A 15,309-nucleotide genomic window follows, 5' to 3' on the forward strand; every position below is an offset into this window, starting at 1 on the left:
ATTTCCTCCAGGTGAAGCGAGCCTCACACGGGCATCCCGTGTCAAGGGGTCAGATGGTCAAGCCGATGCGGATGGCAGCAGCGGGGGATCCGGCAGCACGACCGAGCCGTGGGCGAGACGGCGGTAGGTGCGTACGACGCCGACGACGGGGACGCCGTGGTGCTCCTCGGCGAAGGTGCTGACCTGGCCCGCCGGCGTCCCGAGCCGCAGCCCGGTGGCGGCCCGGTCCTCGGGAACGAGGTCGTGCACCACCGTTCCGGGGGAACCGGCGGCCAGTGTCAGCGCCACCGATCCGGTCACCGGCACCGCCGGATGGAAGCGGCCCATCGACAGCATGCGAACGGTCAGATCGCTCCCCTCCTCGCCGGCCGGATCGGGTGCGGAGACGAGCGCGAGCTTCGGCACGGCCCGGGCGACGGCCTCCGGAGTCGGGGCGAGCCCCATCAGGACACCTGCCTCCCGGCGTACGGCATCGAGGCGGGGCAGCAGGCCCGGCACCAGGTCGAGCTCGGCGATGTCCTCGTCGCCGCGTACGCCGAAGTCGGCGGCCCGCACGGCGACGACCGGAGCACCCGCGTCGACGAGCGTGACGATCACGCCGCCGACGGCCCCGGAGAGGGCATCACGCTGGTGACCGGTGGGAAAGAGGCTCCCGGTGCTCCGGCCTGCCGGGTCGACGAAGCCCATCCGGACCGGCGCACCGAGGAACGGAACGCCGGGGATGGACTCGGAGGCCTCCTCGTCGAGCACGCCTCCGGGTGTCGGTACGCGCTGCACGATGAGCTGGTCGGTGTTGGTGTTGAGGACTCGGACCGCCGTCTCCGGCGCCCCGGTCCGCACCCACCCCTCGCGGATCGCGAACGAGGCGACCACCGCGGAGCAGTTGCCGCAGTTGCTCCCCCAGTCGACCTTGGCCTCCTCGATGCCGACCTGGGCGAACGTGTACTCCACGTCCACCCCGGGCGCCTCCGAGGGGGCGAGGATGACCGCCTTGCTGGTGGTGGACGTGCCACCACCGACGCCGTCGACCTGACGGTGGTCGGGGCTGCCGTAGATCCGCAGCAGCACCTCGTCGACGGACAGATCCGGGACCTGCAGGTCGTCGCGACGGAAGACCCAGCACTTGCTGGTGCCACCCCGCATCCAAGTCGCGGCGATCTCGCGCATATTGCCTCCTGAGCCGAATCGTCCGGGCGTTCCGGACGGCAATCAGACTGGAGCCGCGTGACGTGTAGCACAATCACGAATCCGAACATGAGCATGAAGCAAAACTGCATGCTCGGGCGACGCGAGAACACTGATCCTGGCGCCGCAGTCGCCTGAAGCAGCGCTGCACGCCTCTACATGGCCATGTAGCAGAACTTCATGCAGACTGGCCTCGTGCTCGACATCAAACGACTGCAGATCCTGTTGGCGATCGTGGAGGAAGGGTCCGTGACCAGCGCGGCCACGGCGCTGGGCTACACACCCTCGGCGATCTCACAACAGCTGCTGCGGCTCGAGCGCGAGGCCGGCCAGCCCCTTCTCGACCGCCATGCCCGGGGCATGACCCCGACCGACGCGGGTCTCGTGCTCGCCACCCACGCGCGCAAGGTCCTGCGCCAGCTGGCGGCCGCCGAGTCGGACCTCGCCGACATCGCCGGCGTACGTCGCGGCAGCGTCACCCTGGGCACCTTCCCCACCATCGGCAGCTCGTTCCTGCCTCTGGCGGTCCGCCGCTACCGCGAGCTCTACCCCAACATCGCGCTGACCATCCACAGCGGCCGCGAGGACGATCTCGTACGCATGCTGGAGGAGGGCAAGGTCGCCATGTCCCTGCTGTGGGACTACGCCTGGGAGCGGGTCGACAACGACGAGCTGGTGCTCACCGAGCTCTTCACCGACCCCACCGTGCTCCTCGTCGGCGCCAGCCATCGCCTGGCCCGGCGGCGCACGGTCCGGATGACCGACCTCGCCGAGGAGCCCTGGATCATCCGCGCGGGCGGCCACCCGGTCGTCGAGGTCCTGCAGCGCAGCGCCGTCGCCGCGGGCTTCACCCCGACCATCGCGTTCCAGGCCAACGACTACCAGGAGGCCCAGGCCATGGTCAGCGTCGGCCTGGGCATCGCCCTCGCGCCGCGAACGGCCACCGTCAACCAGCATCCCGACGTGCGCGTCATCTCCCTCGGCGACACCGCTCCCCCGCGACGCGTCCTCGTCGCCCATCGCACGGGCCGGGTCCGCAGCGCCGCCGAACTGGCCCTGCACGACGTGCTGATCGAGACCGCCTCGACCTACTCCTGAGACAGGTCGCGAGAGGTCACCCTGTCGGCGGACGCAGGCCGATCTCGGTCAGCCGCCGACCCCGGCGACGGAACTCTCCGGCGCGCTGTCGGCCCGGCTGGCGGCGCCGCGCTGACGATCCCCGACCGGCTCTCCACGGTGCTGATCGGGCTGCTGCTGTTCACCACCGCCTACTTCTCGGCGCACTCGATCGCGTCGGGCTGGGTGGGGCCGATGGCGACCGGTGGGATCACGCAGGCCATCTCGCTCTACACGCTGGTCTACTACGCGGGCTCGAGCCTCTTCGGCTGGCTCGGCGGGCTCGCCTTCGCCGCCGGCTGGACCGGCACCGCGAGCATGGTCATCACGATCGTCCTGATCGCGTACGTCGCCGCCCGCGCGCTCCTCCCCCACTCCGCCGGCGACGTCATGACGCAGACACCGCCGCAGACGTACGCAGCGCCGCGCTGACCCGGCGAGCCGAAGAGCGCCGCTATCGTGGACCACCTATCCGAGGAGAAGGCGATGTCCAGGACCTATCGCGTCAACACCGGGACCCGCCTGGTCAACCGCGCGTTCGCGGCGATGACCCGGCTGGGGCTGGGCAAGTCGTACCGGCACATCCTCACCGTCCCGGGCCGCCGGAGCGGCACGCCCCACTCCACCCCCGTCGACGTCATGGCCCGCGGCGGCGAGCGCTGGCTGGTCGCCGCCTACGGCGTCACCAACTGGGTCCACAACGCCCGCGCCGCCGGGAAGGTCACCCTCAGCCGGGGCGGCCGCTCGGAGACGGTGTACGTCACCGAGCTGGACCCCGCGGACAGCGTTCCCGTGCTGCGACAGTACCTGCGGGAGGTGCCGGTGACCCGGCCCTACTTCGCCGTGACCGCGGACTCGCCCGACGAGGACGTCACCGCCGACGCGCACCGGCATCCCGTCTTCCGCCTCACCGTCGGCGAGACGCGATGAGAGCTCCCTGAGCCACCGGCAGCTGGATCAGGTGGTGTCGACGCGTCCGACCTCTTCGACGGTGCCATCGCCGTGGTGCAGGAAGACGATGGCGTTGCCGAGGTCGCGGGCGATCGCGAGCAGATGGGTGATGGCGGCAGCCGTGGTGTCGTGTACGTCGATGGAGTGAACACCGCGTCGGCACTCGGTGGTGCCGTCGTCGAGCTGGTGGGCGCGGAGGAACCAGGCCATGTGCTCTTTCAGCTCTTCTTCACGAACTCGGACTTGAGCTGCATGGGACCGATGCCGTCGATCTTGCAGTCGATGTCGTGGCCGCCGAAGCCGTCGGCGAGGCGGATGTTCTTGACCTTGGTCCCGACCTTGACGACGAGCGAGGTTCCCTTGACCTTCAGGTCCTTGATGACGGTCACCGAGTCACCCTCGGCCAGCGGCGTACCGAACGCGTCGGCGATGACGCTCGCCGCGGCCTCCTCGTCCTGGTCGTGTGCGGTCCACTCGTGACCACACATGGGGCAGACGAGGAGGGTCGCCTGCTCGTAGGTGTAGGGCTCGTGACACTCAGGGCACGGGGGCAACGTCGCTGTCATCAGTTCTCCTCGGGAAGGTTTCGGTCTCGTCTGTCTAGGAACCGGCATGCTCGGCCACGAGCTCCAGCGCGCGGGAGATGGCTTCGGGCGTACGGCTGTGGATGCGGTTGTCGCGGCGCAGGTGGTCGGCGACCCCGAGCCGGGCCAGGACCTCGGCGTGGCCCGGCGAGATGCCTGAGATCATGACGACCTTGCCGCGTCGTTCCAGGCGGGAGATGACCTCGTCGAGGACCTTCGCACCGGTCGCATCGATCGCGGTCACCCGCGACATCCTCAGGACCACGACCCGGACGTCGGCAACCTCGGCGAGCTCGAGCAGGAAGCGGTGTGCGGCTGCGAAGAACAGCGGGCCGTCGAAGCGGTAGACGACGATGTGCTTCTTCAGCAGCTCGTGCTCCTCCTCGGAGTGCAGTCCGCGGGCGGGCCCGAACGGCTCGACCCGCTCGACGACCGCGCTGCGGGCGACCTGCCGCAGGGCGTACAGGATCGAGACCAGCAACCCCGCGATCACCGCGTCGACGAGGTCGAAGGCAACAGTCACGACGAAGGTGAGCAGCAGGACGAGCGCGTCTCCGCGGGTCGAGCGCAGCAGGGCGACGACCGAGGCGACCTCGATCATGCGTACGCAGGTGGCCAGCAGCACACCGGCGAGCGCAGCGAGCGGGATGTGTGCGACCAGGCCGGCCAGCGCGCTCACGATCACGAGCAGGACCACCGCATGGGTGACCGCGGCCAGCTTGGAGCGCGCCCCGGCGCGGACGTTGACGGCGGTGCGCGCGATCGCCGCGGTCGCGGGTACGCCGCCGAAGAACGGCACCGCGAGGTTGGCCAGCCCCTGGCCGACGAGCTCGCGGTCGGGATCGTGGGACTCGTCCACGGTCATCGAGTCGGCCACGGTCGCGCACAGCAGGCTCTCCAGCGCGGAAAGGGCGGCGACCGCCGCGGCAGCGGGGACCAGCGCGGTGAGCCCGGACAGCGAGATGAACCCGGCGCTCGGCAGGGGCAGGCCCGGCGGGAGCTCGCCGATCCCGTCGACGGGCAGCCACAACCCGGCGACGGTGGCCAGCACGATCGCGACCAACGACCACGGCACCGCCGGACGCAGGCGTTGCGCGACCAGGATGAAGGCAGCGACGGCCAGCGCCATCACCACCGGCGCCCAGTGCGGCCCCTCCAGCCAGCGGCGGACCACGTCGAGGGCGACCTGCCAGGTGTGCTCGAACTCGCCGCCCTCGACCCCGAACATCGCCGGAACCTGCTGCAACCCGATCACCACGGCGATGCCCGCGGTGAACCCCTCGATCACCGGGATCGGCAGGTAGCGCACCAGCTTCCCCAGCCCGAGGCCGGCCGCGATCAGCAGCATGATCCCGGCCAGCAGCCCGACCATCAGCACCCCGTCGCGGCCGAAGTCGTGGATGATCGGCACCAGCACCACGGTCATCGCACCGGTCGGCCCGGAGACCTGCAGGTTCGAGCCGCCGAACACCGCCGCGACGACGCCGGCGATCACCGCAGTCACGATCCCGGCCGACGCGCCCATCCCGGACGAGACCCCGAAGGCGAGCGCCAGCGGCAGGGCCACCACGGCGACGGTCGCTCCGGCGACCAGGTCAGCCTTCGGGTCCCGCCTGACCGCATCCCAGTCCTCCCTACCCGGCAGCAGGGCGACAGCGCGGTTCCTCACCTCAGCGAGGGACAGCGATGACAACGACGACACATGGAGCACGATAAGGCAACATGAGTAGATGAAGAAGTTTTCAATTCGATGAGTCGCCGACTAGGGTGCGTACGTGCACATCCAGCAGGTGAAGAAGTACGTCGCGTCCTCACTGCTCTGCGCGGTCGTACTCCTCCACTCCTTGGCGATGGCGGCGCTCGGCGCCACCGGCGCCGACAAAGGCGGCGCGCGCGAGGGCCTGTTCGTGATCTCCGTGCTGCTCGGGGTGATGGCGGTGGCGGGCGTACGCCTGATCAACAAGCTCTCACTGGCCACGCCCTGGTTCCTGATGGCGCCGGCGATCCCGCTGCTCGTCTACTACATCGTGCTGTGGAAGTAGTGCGCCGTCACTCGGAGGCATTCACCAGTTCGTCCTCGAACTCGCTCTGGGCCTCCGCCCTGGCGACGAGGATCTTGCGGGCCGAGAGCAGCAGGTCGCGGACCTCCGGCACACTGATGGAGTAGATGACCGCGCCGCCACGGCGCTGGGAGACCACCATCGACGTACGCCGGAGCACCGAGAGCTGCTGGGACAGGTTGCTGGGCTCGATCGCGATCTGTTCGAGCAGCTCGTGGACCGCATGATCCCGCTCGGCGAGGAGCTCCAGGATCCGGATCCGGGCAGGGTGGCCGAGCGTACGGAAGAACTCGGCCTTGGCCTGATACAGCGGGACACTCATCGAGTCCTCCAACGAGACGTGTGCGGGATATCGTCAAACTACACGACTTGAAGATATCTTCATGTCATCGTTTCCAACGTTGCCGATCGATCCTCAGGAGCATACTCATGAACGCCCAGGACAATGCCTGACGGCCTGAACGCAGACAAGGTGCGCACGGAGCCGACCGACACGGTGAGCGTGACCCGAGTCGGGATCGGCGACATCGTCAGCATTCCCGGCACCTCGGTGGACCGCTGCCGCGTCCGAATGGTCCGCTCACCCGTACCCGGCGTCATCTGGCTCTATCTCGCCGACCCCAGCACCGACTGGCCGCTGCGCGGACACGTCGCGCTGCCGCTGGACCGGAACGTCCTCCGACACCACACAACGGCATTGACCGACTCCGAGCAGGTTCCGGACGACAGCTGACCTTGCCCGGCAGTGTTCCGGCTCACGCGATGCGCTCCCAGACGAGCCTTCGTGGGCGTCGTACGATCGCCGCTGCGCTGCGCCCTCCAGCGCGACGCCATGTGCCAAGGAGAGACGCCCGTGACCAACCTCCGCACCACGCCCGTACCGGCCGGGCAGATGCGGGCAGCCATGATCGAGACGGCTCGGCGGCTGTTGGAGGATTCCCCGACCCACAACGTCTCGATCAGAGAGGTCTGCGACGCCGTGGGCGTGGGAAGGTCCGTGCTGTACCGACACTTCGGCAACAAGAACGGACTCCTCAATGCGGTCATCGACGAGGCGTTCAGCCGCTACATCGAACGCAAACGCTCCCTCGAAGACACGGTCGACCCCGTGACAGACCTCTACGCCTGCTGGGACGACTACCTCGACTTCGCGGCCGCCAACCCGGCGCTCTACCGGCTCATGTTCTCCCCCGCACTGCCCAAGGTGCCGGATGCAGCGGGGAGGATCTTCGTCCTGCTCACCGAGGCGCTCGACCGTTGCGCCGTCGCCGGCGCGCTACGCATTCCGAGCCGAGAAGCCGCACAGATGATCCTCTCGGCGAACACCGGGGTCGCGCTGAGCACCCTCTCCCAGCCCGACCGGTACGCCGACCCGGGATTGTCTGCGCGCGTTCGTGATGCCGTCTTCGCGACCTGCCTCACACGCCCTGCGATCCAGCCGGACGACAGGGACACGCGTGCGCTCGAGCGGCGACCGAACGGCACCCCGAGGACGTACTGATCCGTCGTTCGTCGGTTCAGATGGCAAGTGCTGCCGTGGTGGACGCAAAGGGACTCGAACCCCTGACATCCTCCTTGTAAGGGAGGCGCTCTACCAACTGAGCTATGCGTCCGAAGCGCCCCAAGAGTACGCGATCAGGGGCGGGCCCGACGAACCGGGCCGACGTACCAGCCCCGAAATGGAAGTTGAGCCGCTGACGTCTCGGGTCATCAGCGGCTCAACAACTCAAGGTTAGATCCCACCCAGGGCATAGGAAAAGCGATGTAACCAGCCTGTTAACGGAACTTGGATGACCCGTAAACTACCTGCTCAGACCGCCGCGTGGAGCTGCCGGAGGTGCTCGTCGAGGTCGCGGCCGTCGGCGTTGGCGTTGTGCACCGCCCACCGCACGACGCCCGACTTGTCGATGATGTAGGACGACCGGAGCGGGGCGCCGGTGCGGTCGTTGAAGACGTCGTAGGCCTTCGCCACCTCACCGTGCGGCCAGAAGTCGGAGAGCACCGGGAAGTTGAGCCGGTCGGTGTCGGCGAACTGCCGGATCGCGTAGACCGGGTCGCACGAGATCGCCAGGACCTCGGTGTCGAAGGTGACGAACTCGTCGAGACGGTCGCGCAGCCCGCTCATCTCTCCGGTGCACACCCCGGAGAAGGCGAACGGGAAGAAGAAGATCGCCACCGCCTTCTTGGCGTGGAAGTCCGAGAGCGTGACGTCGGCACCGAACTGGTCGCGGAGCGTGAAGTCCGGCGCCGGACCGCCGATCTGAAGTCCAGTCACTGCCCTGCCGCCCTCTCGCCGTTGGAACCCACTGCCTCGGTGTCCCAGGTCGCCAGCTCGCGCCGGAGCACCTTGCCGGTCGCGTTGCGCGGCAGGGCGTCGGTCACGATGATCTCGCGGGGCACCTTGAAGCGAGCCAGATTCTCCTTGACCCAGTCCTTCAACACCGCATCGACGTCGCCCTCGGCGCCCGGAACCAGCACCACGAACCCGCGCAGCCGCTTGCCGAAGTCGGCGTCGTCGACCCCGACGCAGGCCGCGTCGGCGACGAGGGGGTGCCGGACGAGGCAGTCCTCGACCTCCTGCGGGAAGACGTTCTCGCCGCCCGAGACGATCATGTCGTCGTCGCGGCCCTCGACGTAGAGCCGGCCATCGGGCCCGAAGCGCCCGACATCACCGGTCGCCATCAGGCCCTCGATGACCTCCTTGCCGCCACCGCTGGTGTAGCCCTCGAAGAGAAGTCCGTTGCCGACGAAGATCCGGCCGGCCTCACCGTCGGGCACCGGGGCGCCATCACCGTCGAGGATCCTCATCTGAGTCCCCCACGGCACCTTGCCGGCCGAGGTCGGCGCCTCGCGCAGGTCGACGGGGTCGGCGATCGAGGCGTAGGAGACCTCGGTCGAGCCGTAGACGTTGTAGAGGCTGTCGCCGAACCGGTCCATCCACTCCAGCGCCAGGTCGCCGGGCAGCGCCGAGCCGGAGGACGCGACGGCCTTCAGCCGGGAGGCGATCCCCTCGAGGTCGTACGCAGCCAGGGTCTCCTCCGGCAGCGACAGGATCCGCTGCATCATCACCGGGATGACCACGAACGAGTCGGCCCGGGTCTCCGCGAGGGTCGCCAGCGCGTCCTCAGGGTCGAACCGGCGGCGCAGGATCATGGTCGTGCCGAGCAGTTCGGCGAAGAGCAGGTGGGCCAGCCCCCACGTGTGGAAGAGCGGCGCGGCGACGAAGCTGCGCCAGCCGTCCTTCATCGGCATCCGCGACATCAGCGCGACCGCCGCGTCGATCCCCGCCTCCTGACGCGGCGCCGACTTCGGCGCCCCGGTCGTGCCGGAGGTCAGGATCACGATCCGGCCGTGCCGCTTCGGCGGCGAAACCGGCCGCGCGTCGCCGGAGACCAGCGACTCGAGCGTCTCCGCGGGATCGTCGGAGTCCACCCACGCGACCAGCCGCTCGGCCGAGGTGGCCGAGGACAGCAGCCCGGTGAACTCCTCGTCGTGGATGATCAGGGCGGGCTTGTCCCGCTCCAGCACCTCGATGAGCTGCGGACCGGCGAACGCGGTGTTGAGGTAGAGCGCGTCGGCGCCGAGCTTCGCGGCCGCCAGGGTCGCGTCGATGAACCCGCGGTGGTTGCGGCACATGATCGCGATGCCGTCGCCCTCGCCGATCCCCCGGGCAGCCAGGGCCCGGGCGATGGCGTTGGAGCGGCGGTCGAGGTCGGCGTACGTCAGCGACCCCAGCTCGTCGATGACCGCGGTCCGGCGTGGATAGCGGTGAGCGAGGCCGATGAACCCTCCGGCCGGCCCCGTGCCCCAGCGCGCCAGCGCCAGGCCGGTCCGTGCGAGCCCGAGCGGGCTGACCGGCCGGACGATGCCGGATCCGGCCAGGATCATCGCCGCGGATCCGGCGGTGCGTGCCTTGGCAGCCGTAGTCGAGAACACCGTCGGGAGTCTAACCGCGCGCACGCGAAGACTCCCGCGAGTGTCCAGCAACCCCGAGAACCGACGCCATCAGGCAGGAGTCTTCGGCGCCAGCAGACGCGTCGCGGCCCAGTCCTTGCTCACAGATGCGGTGGTGGTCTGGGACAGTCCGGCGATCGGCGCGGCCTCGGCGATGTCGGCCGGGTCGACCGCACCGGGGCGACCCACCTTCGGCGTCAGCAGCCAGATGACCCCGCCGCCGACGAGGTCGGTCAGCGCGTCGACGAGACCGTCGACGAGGTCGCCATCGTCGTCGCGCCACCACAGCAGCACGGCGTCGACGACGTTGCCGTATTCACCGTCGACCAGGTCTGCGTCGACGGAGTCTTCGATGGCGACCCGCAGCTCGTCATCCGTATCGTTGTCCCAGCCCAGTTCCTGGATGACCATGCCGGACTTGAGGCCCAGCCGGTCCGCAGGCCCTGTGGCTGCGGTCGAGCTCACGTGTCTTTCCTCCAAGTGCTTGGTGTCCTCGCTGCTTGCGTGGACTTCGGTTGGTGGTAGTCCAGCGGAGAACGCTGGTCCACGCAACCCCAACCGCCTGTCATTCGCTAGTTAACGGCGTGTCGGAGGCTTTTCGGAGGCATTCAGGCCCTCGGATCGAGCAGATGGAGCAGTACGTTGCGATCCTGTGCCGTCCCTGCAGCCGGGTGCTCGGCGAGGGGCACCTTCGGTCCCTGCCAGTCGTTGGCGGCCAGCTCACGGGAGAGCGAGGCGAGGTGGCCGACCTTCTCGATCGAGCCGCTCCAGCGCGCGGGACCGGCGTGGTCGAGCATCGTGGTGGCGATGGTGAGTACGTCCCCATCGGAGATCAGCTCGACGATCCGGCCCTGCTGCGGCCAGTCGATCAGGGACGGCGCGGTGACCTCCCACCACGACCCACGAGGCTTCACCGACGTACGGTGGGTGTGCCCGTTGAGCCAGAGGACCGCGCTCTCGTGACGTGAGACGGTCTTCTCGACCTCGTCGCCGAGCACGCGCCGCTTACCGCCGGCGCCGCTCATGTCGTTGGTCAGCGAGGCGACGTCGTGGTGGCTGGCGATCACCGCGAGCCGCTCGTCGTAGTCGGTGGAGGCGAGCACGGCGTCGAGCCACTCCAGCTGCTCGGCGTCGAGGGATCCCTGGAAGCCGCCGGCCGGGTTGACCGTGTCGAGGACGACGAAGGTGACCTCGTCGTTGACGTCGTAGCGGTAGTAGGGCTCGCCGCCGGCCCGGAAGCCGTGCCCGGGCGGCTTCGCCTCGTCGTGCACGTGGGAGTCGACGAACTCCTGGAGCGTGGTCTGTCGGCGACGACGGTCGGCGGTCACCTCGTAGGGCTCCAGCTCGGCCAGCATCGCCAGCGCCGCCGGGTCACCGGAGACCAGCCCGGCGATCAGCTTCGCCTTGGCCTCGTCGGTCCAGTGCTCGGGCATCGCGATCGCCTTCAGGTCACCGACGGCGACCTCGCCGATGGCGGAGTTGCCCGGCACGGTGCCCTGCAGCAGCCCGTCGTGGTTGCCGTTGACGGCCAGCCACGGCACCTCCAGGCCGGGTGAGTCGATCGCGCGGCGTACGGCCTTCAACAGGCCGGGGACGAGCGGGAAACCGTGGTCGCCGCGGCGCATGTCGAACGTCTCGCCCTGCGGGTGCCAGAAGCGCTTGTCCGGCAGGACGGCGACGCCCTCGTAGTGCAGCATGTCGCCGGAGTCGGGGGTCAGCCGGCCGCCGTCGAGCAGCGTCAGGTACCAGTCGAGCTCGTTGTACTGCCCGTTGTCGGTGTTGTCGCCGGTCGCGACCGCCAGGTCGAGCGGGCCGCCACCCACAGGGCCCTCGGTGATCTCGTTGACCGCCTCGACCATCGCCGCGCCGACCTGGGCCGTCAGCAGCTCCTGGGCCCGGTACGTCCCGATCTCGTCGATCAGGTCGCGGGTCGCGCTGTCGGGGTCCATGAGCCGGTCGAGGACCTCGACCCGCGCCGGCGACTGGTGGTCGCAGATGTGCATGTCGGACAGGTGCGCGACGGTCAGGATCGGGTCGCCCAGCTCCTCCGGCTTGCGAGCCAGATCGGTGCGTGAGATGTGGCGCTCCTGCGGGCCTTCGGCCAGACGTACGTAGGCGCCCTTCCGGCCTCCCGCGACGATCCGTCCGCTCTCGCTCGTGACACCCATCTTCGCCGCCTCTTCTCCCTCAGCACCGGCCGCCGCGGTCCGTGCGCGAACGATACTCCCCCTGTCCTGATCGGCGCGGCTCCGGTGGACCCGCTCCGACCTCATTCCCTGATCGCCTGCGCGGCGAGGTCGAGGCTGAGGGAAGCCAGCCCTTCGACAGGCTTGAATCCGAGGCTCCGATAGAGACTGAGCGCAGCGTGGTTGTCCGGCTCTGTCACCAGGGACAGTCGGGTTGCGCTCGCCGCCAGCGCCGCCTCGCGGACTGCATCGACCAGGGCCGCGGCCACTCCCTGGCGACGGGACCCGGGGAGCACGTAGAGGTCGCGCATCTGCCAGAACCGACCCATGACCAGCGATGCCGGAACCGCATGGCTGGTCGCCAGACCGATGGGGCGTACATCCGCCGGCGAGTCCGCGGGTGCCGCCGTATAGACCGCGAGCATGCTCGACTGAACCATGTCGATGAGCCAGCCGAGGGTGTCCTCGTCACCGACTGCCTGGCCGTAGTGGCGCCGGTACTCGTTGAACAGGACGCTGGCCGGCGCGAGAGTTTCGGTGGTGTCACAGGTCGTGACCCGCAGCGTGTCTCGAGGGGTAGTCACGAGTCGATGGTCGCAGGGATCTGCACGCCTGAGCAGGATCGGGCCGGGCACCGTGCCCGAGGCAGCGTCAGGCAGCGAGGGCGAGAGGTGGGTCGAGGTCGTTGCTGATGTCGACCGTGCCGGTCGGGGTGACGACGTAGTGGTAGCCGTGAGGGCTGCGCCATCGGTAGACGCCTGTCCGGATCCGGTGGTAGCGCCAGCCGTGGTGGGTCTTCATCCGGTGATGTTGTCGACACAGCGGGGTGAGGTTCTGGCTGCTGGTCGGACCACCGTCTGCGTAGGCGGCTCGGTGGTCGAGGTCGCAGCGCTCGGCGCGGGCCTGGCAGTAGGGGAAGGAACACTTCTCGTGGATCAGCGCGGCCTGGCGTCGCTGTCGGGCGGTCGGGACGTAGCCGGCGGCTTCGATGTCTTCGGCCAGGTCGACCACGACGATCGGCTTGACGACGGTGCCGGGGGTGGTCGCCCACTGCTCGAGGCGTTCGATGCTGGCCAGGCCTCGGGTGTTGGCGAGGCGGACCAGCCCGGTGCCGGCCAGGTCGCGGGTGTCGGTGTGGATCACGAGCTCGACCACCCGGGCGATCCCGGGGACGCCGTCGAGGGTGCCGGAGTTGTACGCCCGCCCGAGGACTCCGAGCGCGGCCGCGCGTCGCACATCCAGGCTCGCGTGCGCGTACGCATCGTCCTCGAGGAGCCCGTGGGCGATCGCCGCGACAGCCTGTTCGAGGTCGAGGGCATCGGCGGCGTCGAGCACGCCGTCGAGGTAGCCCAACGCCAGGACGGCCTGCCCTTGTTCGGCTCCGGCGGAGACGAACGGGGTCGCCTGGTTGGTGGTGATGGTGACAGAGCGGTGTTCGACCGCATCCTGCTCGGCGACAGCCGCGGCGACGTCGGGCTCGAACAGGGCCGCGGCCTCGGCGACCATCCGCTCCAGCTGCCGGGTGCCGACCTTGTGGGCGTGCGCTCCGACCTGTTGGTCGACCCATGCAGCGGCGTCCACGTCGAGGCCCCGGGTCAGTTCAGCGATCCGACGCGCCCGCCAGGCCAGCAAGGACCCGTCCAGGATCCGCGCCCAGACATGCTTGAGGCGGTAGCGCAGCTCGACCGCGTCACCCAGGAACCTCTTCCCCGCCTGTGTGGAGCGACCCCAAACCGCCGCGAACTCCACCGCCGCAGCCTCTGACACCAGTGGCGCCTGGGCCCGCCAGGGACAGCATCCGGTCCCCGAAGATGTCACCGTCCAGCCGCGCGGACTCCTCCATCCTGTCGACCGAATGCAGCGCCGCGAACCGCGCGGCGGCGATCAACACGTCCCGGTCAGCCTGCTCCGCGACCGCCCGAGACGTACGCACCGCAGCCAGCAGACCGCTGGTGGTGTCATCGGGGTCGAGGAGTGCTTCCATGCCAGATATTTTACCATTGCCCACCGACAAGAACGGACGCATTTTCCCTGTTCAGACGGCATATTTGCGCCATGTTCAAGGGCGTCGACTGGCGTCGATACGCCAGCCAAGACAAGCACCTCTGACCCACATTGACGAGGGCCGGCACCGAACCCGAACCAAAGCCCGACAGGGCTAGGCCGCCGACCCGATAGCCAGCCAAGTTTTTCTCGATCGTCCCCGGTGTCAAGGACCGCGAAGCGGCCGGCGAAGCCGGCGGCCGAAGGCCGTCCTTTACTCCGGGGACGATCGAGAAGACCCTCCCGAAAGGGTCGGCGGCCAACCTTGCGGCAGCGACGAAACACCAACCCTTTGAGAAAGCCCAAACCCGAGTCTCACCCCGTGTAGACAGTCCCCTTGCCGTACAACGCCCGGGTGACAGAAGACAGATACGCACTCGCATCAGCAGACCCGAGGTTATAGGTGTTGAACACCCCGTACCCCTGCGAGACCGTCCGAGAGGCGAGCGAGGCGGCAGTCGACGACGAGGTGCCCTGGATGTTGATCGCAGCCGGAGCCAGCGACGCCTTCCCGAGCCCAGGAACGTCAGGCACACCCCAGGTGCCGTAGTAGGGGTTCCAGGCGTAGTCGAGCAGATCGCCGGCGTCGACCCCGCCGTAGGAGAGCCGCGAGGCGGACGGCCCGATGTAGTAGAAGGTGATGAGCTTGTCGGGCAGCCGCGACCGCAGCGCCTCCAAGAGATAGACAAAGGAGAAGTCGTTGGGCTGACCCGTGCCGTTGACGCCGTACTCGGCCCATTCGTCGTCGAAGTCGATCCCGTCCAGTCCATACCGGGTCACCGCCGAGGCGAGCTGGTCGGCGAAGGCTTCGGCCGCGGCCCGGTCCGGGAAGTTGGCGAACCCGGCGCCCTGGTGGTTGCCGAGGACCGAGAGCAGGATCTTGATGCCCTTGGCCTGGGCGGGACGGATGTGTACGTCGGCGGCGTCGAGCTGCGCCTGCACCTGCGGGTTGTTGTAGAGGTAGGCCCGCTGGCCGTCGTAGTTGATGTTGGCCGCGAAGATCAGGCCGATGTCGAAGACGTTGCCGCCGCCGGCGAGCTCGTACTTGGCGACGTTGCCGACGCTGTAGTTGTTGACCTCGACGTAGCCGGTCATCAGCGTCGGCGACGCGAGCGGGCGCGCCGCGCCGGCCGGGGAGGCCAAACCGAGGCCGGTGGCCGCGATGCCGGCCGCTCCGGCACCGAGGAGCATGCGTCTGCGTGAGATGTGGGGAACTGACATGGTCGATCT

19 protein-coding genes and 1 tRNA gene are annotated in these 15,309 nt (G+C 68.9%); 6 read left to right on the forward strand and 14 right to left on the reverse strand.

Features of this window, described 5'->3' with window-relative positions:
• Positions 1–57: 57 nt before the first annotated feature.
• Entirely contained in the window at positions 58–1,167 is a 1,110-nt protein-coding gene (locus tag ACIA03_RS24940; RefSeq protein WP_396987572.1) for a PrpF domain-containing protein, read from the reverse strand.
• Between the two features lie 198 nt (positions 1,168–1,365).
• Between ACIA03_RS24940 and ACIA03_RS24945 the strand changes: the two genes are divergently transcribed.
• The 3 genes from ACIA03_RS24945 (at position 1,366) to ACIA03_RS24955 (ending at position 3,231) form a co-directional block, all read left to right on the forward strand.
• Positions 1,366–2,283 (forward strand): LysR family transcriptional regulator, encoded by a 918-nt coding sequence (locus ACIA03_RS24945; RefSeq protein WP_396987574.1) that lies wholly within the window; start codon positions 1,366–1,368, stop codon positions 2,281–2,283.
• 138 nt (positions 2,284–2,421) lie between these two features.
• Entirely contained in the window at positions 2,422–2,733 is a 312-nt protein-coding gene (locus tag ACIA03_RS24950; RefSeq protein WP_396987576.1) for a hypothetical protein, read from the forward strand.
• A 54-nt stretch (positions 2,734–2,787) separates the two neighbouring features.
• The gene (locus tag ACIA03_RS24955) at positions 2,788–3,231 is read left to right on the forward strand and encodes a nitroreductase family deazaflavin-dependent oxidoreductase (protein WP_396987578.1); all 444 of its coding nucleotides are present in this window, start codon (positions 2,788–2,790) and stop codon (positions 3,229–3,231) included.
• 27 nt (positions 3,232–3,258) lie between these two features.
• On the opposite strand, the gene ACIA03_RS24960 is transcribed toward ACIA03_RS24955, so the two are convergent.
• From ACIA03_RS24960 to ACIA03_RS24970, 3 genes are read right to left on the reverse strand one after another with little or no spacing between them, the layout of a single operon-like run.
• The gene (locus ACIA03_RS24960) at positions 3,259–3,462 is read right to left on the reverse strand and encodes a hypothetical protein (protein WP_396987580.1); all 204 of its coding nucleotides are present in this window, start codon (positions 3,460–3,462) and stop codon (positions 3,259–3,261) included.
• An 8-nt stretch (positions 3,463–3,470) separates the two neighbouring features.
• Positions 3,471–3,818: a zinc ribbon domain-containing protein YjdM gene (locus ACIA03_RS24965; protein ID WP_141794356.1), complete on the reverse strand. Its 348-nt coding sequence runs from the start codon at positions 3,816–3,818 to the stop codon at positions 3,471–3,473.
• 34 nt (positions 3,819–3,852) lie between these two features.
• Positions 3,853–5,505 carry a SulP family inorganic anion transporter gene (locus ACIA03_RS24970; RefSeq protein ID WP_396987583.1) on the reverse strand — a complete coding sequence of 551 codons (1,653 nt, stop codon included), beginning with the start codon at positions 5,503–5,505 and terminating at the stop codon, positions 3,853–3,855.
• Between the two features lie 106 nt (positions 5,506–5,611).
• On the opposite strand from ACIA03_RS24970, the gene ACIA03_RS24975 reads away from it, so the two are divergent.
• The gene (locus ACIA03_RS24975) at positions 5,612–5,878 is read left to right on the forward strand and encodes a transcriptional regulator (protein WP_396987585.1); all 267 of its coding nucleotides are present in this window, start codon (positions 5,612–5,614) and stop codon (positions 5,876–5,878) included.
• 7 nt (positions 5,879–5,885) lie between these two features.
• Here ACIA03_RS24975 and ACIA03_RS24980 read toward each other — a convergent pair whose 3' ends face one another.
• The gene (locus tag ACIA03_RS24980) at positions 5,886–6,218 is read right to left on the reverse strand and encodes an ArsR/SmtB family transcription factor (protein WP_396987587.1); all 333 of its coding nucleotides are present in this window, start codon (positions 6,216–6,218) and stop codon (positions 5,886–5,888) included.
• A gap of 123 nt (positions 6,219–6,341) precedes the next feature.
• On the opposite strand from ACIA03_RS24980, the gene ACIA03_RS24985 reads away from it, so the two are divergent.
• The gene (locus ACIA03_RS24985) at positions 6,342–6,629 is read left to right on the forward strand and encodes a hypothetical protein (RefSeq protein WP_396987589.1); all 288 of its coding nucleotides are present in this window, start codon (positions 6,342–6,344) and stop codon (positions 6,627–6,629) included.
• 120 nt (positions 6,630–6,749) lie between these two features.
• Positions 6,750–7,397, forward strand: coding sequence for a TetR/AcrR family transcriptional regulator (locus ACIA03_RS24990; RefSeq protein ID WP_396987591.1), 648 nt, complete (start codon positions 6,750–6,752; stop codon positions 7,395–7,397).
• A gap of 36 nt (positions 7,398–7,433) precedes the next feature.
• Here the strand turns inward: ACIA03_RS24990 and ACIA03_RS24995 are convergent.
• From ACIA03_RS24995 to ACIA03_RS25035, 9 genes are all read right to left on the reverse strand, one after another.
• Positions 7,434–7,509: transfer RNA gene (locus ACIA03_RS24995), tRNA-Val, on the reverse strand.
• 197 nt (positions 7,510–7,706) lie between these two features.
• Positions 7,707–8,171: a peroxiredoxin gene (locus tag ACIA03_RS25000; RefSeq protein WP_045550978.1), complete on the reverse strand. Its 465-nt coding sequence runs from the start codon at positions 8,169–8,171 to the stop codon at positions 7,707–7,709.
• A complete protein-coding gene (locus ACIA03_RS25005; RefSeq protein WP_396987593.1) occupies positions 8,168–9,832 on the reverse strand; it encodes an AMP-binding protein in 1,665 nt (554 codons plus the stop codon). Before ACIA03_RS25005 ends, ACIA03_RS25000 begins: the two co-directional genes overlap by 4 nt.
• Positions 9,833–9,901: 69 nt before the next feature.
• Positions 9,902–10,315 carry a DUF3052 domain-containing protein gene (locus ACIA03_RS25010; RefSeq protein ID WP_084101514.1) on the reverse strand — a complete coding sequence of 138 codons (414 nt, stop codon included), beginning with the start codon at positions 10,313–10,315 and terminating at the stop codon, positions 9,902–9,904.
• Between the two features lie 143 nt (positions 10,316–10,458).
• Positions 10,459–12,018, reverse strand: coding sequence for a TIGR03767 family metallophosphoesterase (locus ACIA03_RS25015; protein WP_396987595.1), 1,560 nt, complete (start codon positions 12,016–12,018; stop codon positions 10,459–10,461).
• A gap of 101 nt (positions 12,019–12,119) precedes the next feature.
• Positions 12,120–12,620: a GNAT family N-acetyltransferase gene (locus tag ACIA03_RS25020; RefSeq protein ID WP_396987597.1), complete on the reverse strand. Its 501-nt coding sequence runs from the start codon at positions 12,618–12,620 to the stop codon at positions 12,120–12,122.
• Positions 12,621–12,687: 67 nt separating this feature from the next.
• Positions 12,688–13,803 (reverse strand): hypothetical protein, encoded by a 1,116-nt coding sequence (locus ACIA03_RS25025; RefSeq protein WP_396987599.1) that lies wholly within the window; start codon positions 13,801–13,803, stop codon positions 12,688–12,690.
• Positions 13,727–14,020, reverse strand: a complete 294-nt coding sequence (locus ACIA03_RS25030; protein WP_396987601.1) for a hypothetical protein — start codon at positions 14,018–14,020, stop codon at positions 13,727–13,729. Before ACIA03_RS25030 ends, ACIA03_RS25025 begins: the two co-directional genes overlap by 77 nt.
• Positions 14,021–14,394: 374 nt before the next feature.
• Entirely contained in the window at positions 14,395–15,300 is a 906-nt protein-coding gene (locus ACIA03_RS25035) for an endo-beta-N-acetylglucosaminidase H (RefSeq protein WP_396987603.1), read from the reverse strand.
• Positions 15,301–15,309 lie beyond the last annotated feature (9 nt).

It is taken from the genome of Nocardioides sp. NPDC051685 (assembly GCF_044453405.1).
In the GTDB taxonomy this organism is placed as follows: Bacteria; Actinomycetota; Actinomycetes; order Propionibacteriales; family Nocardioidaceae; genus Nocardioides.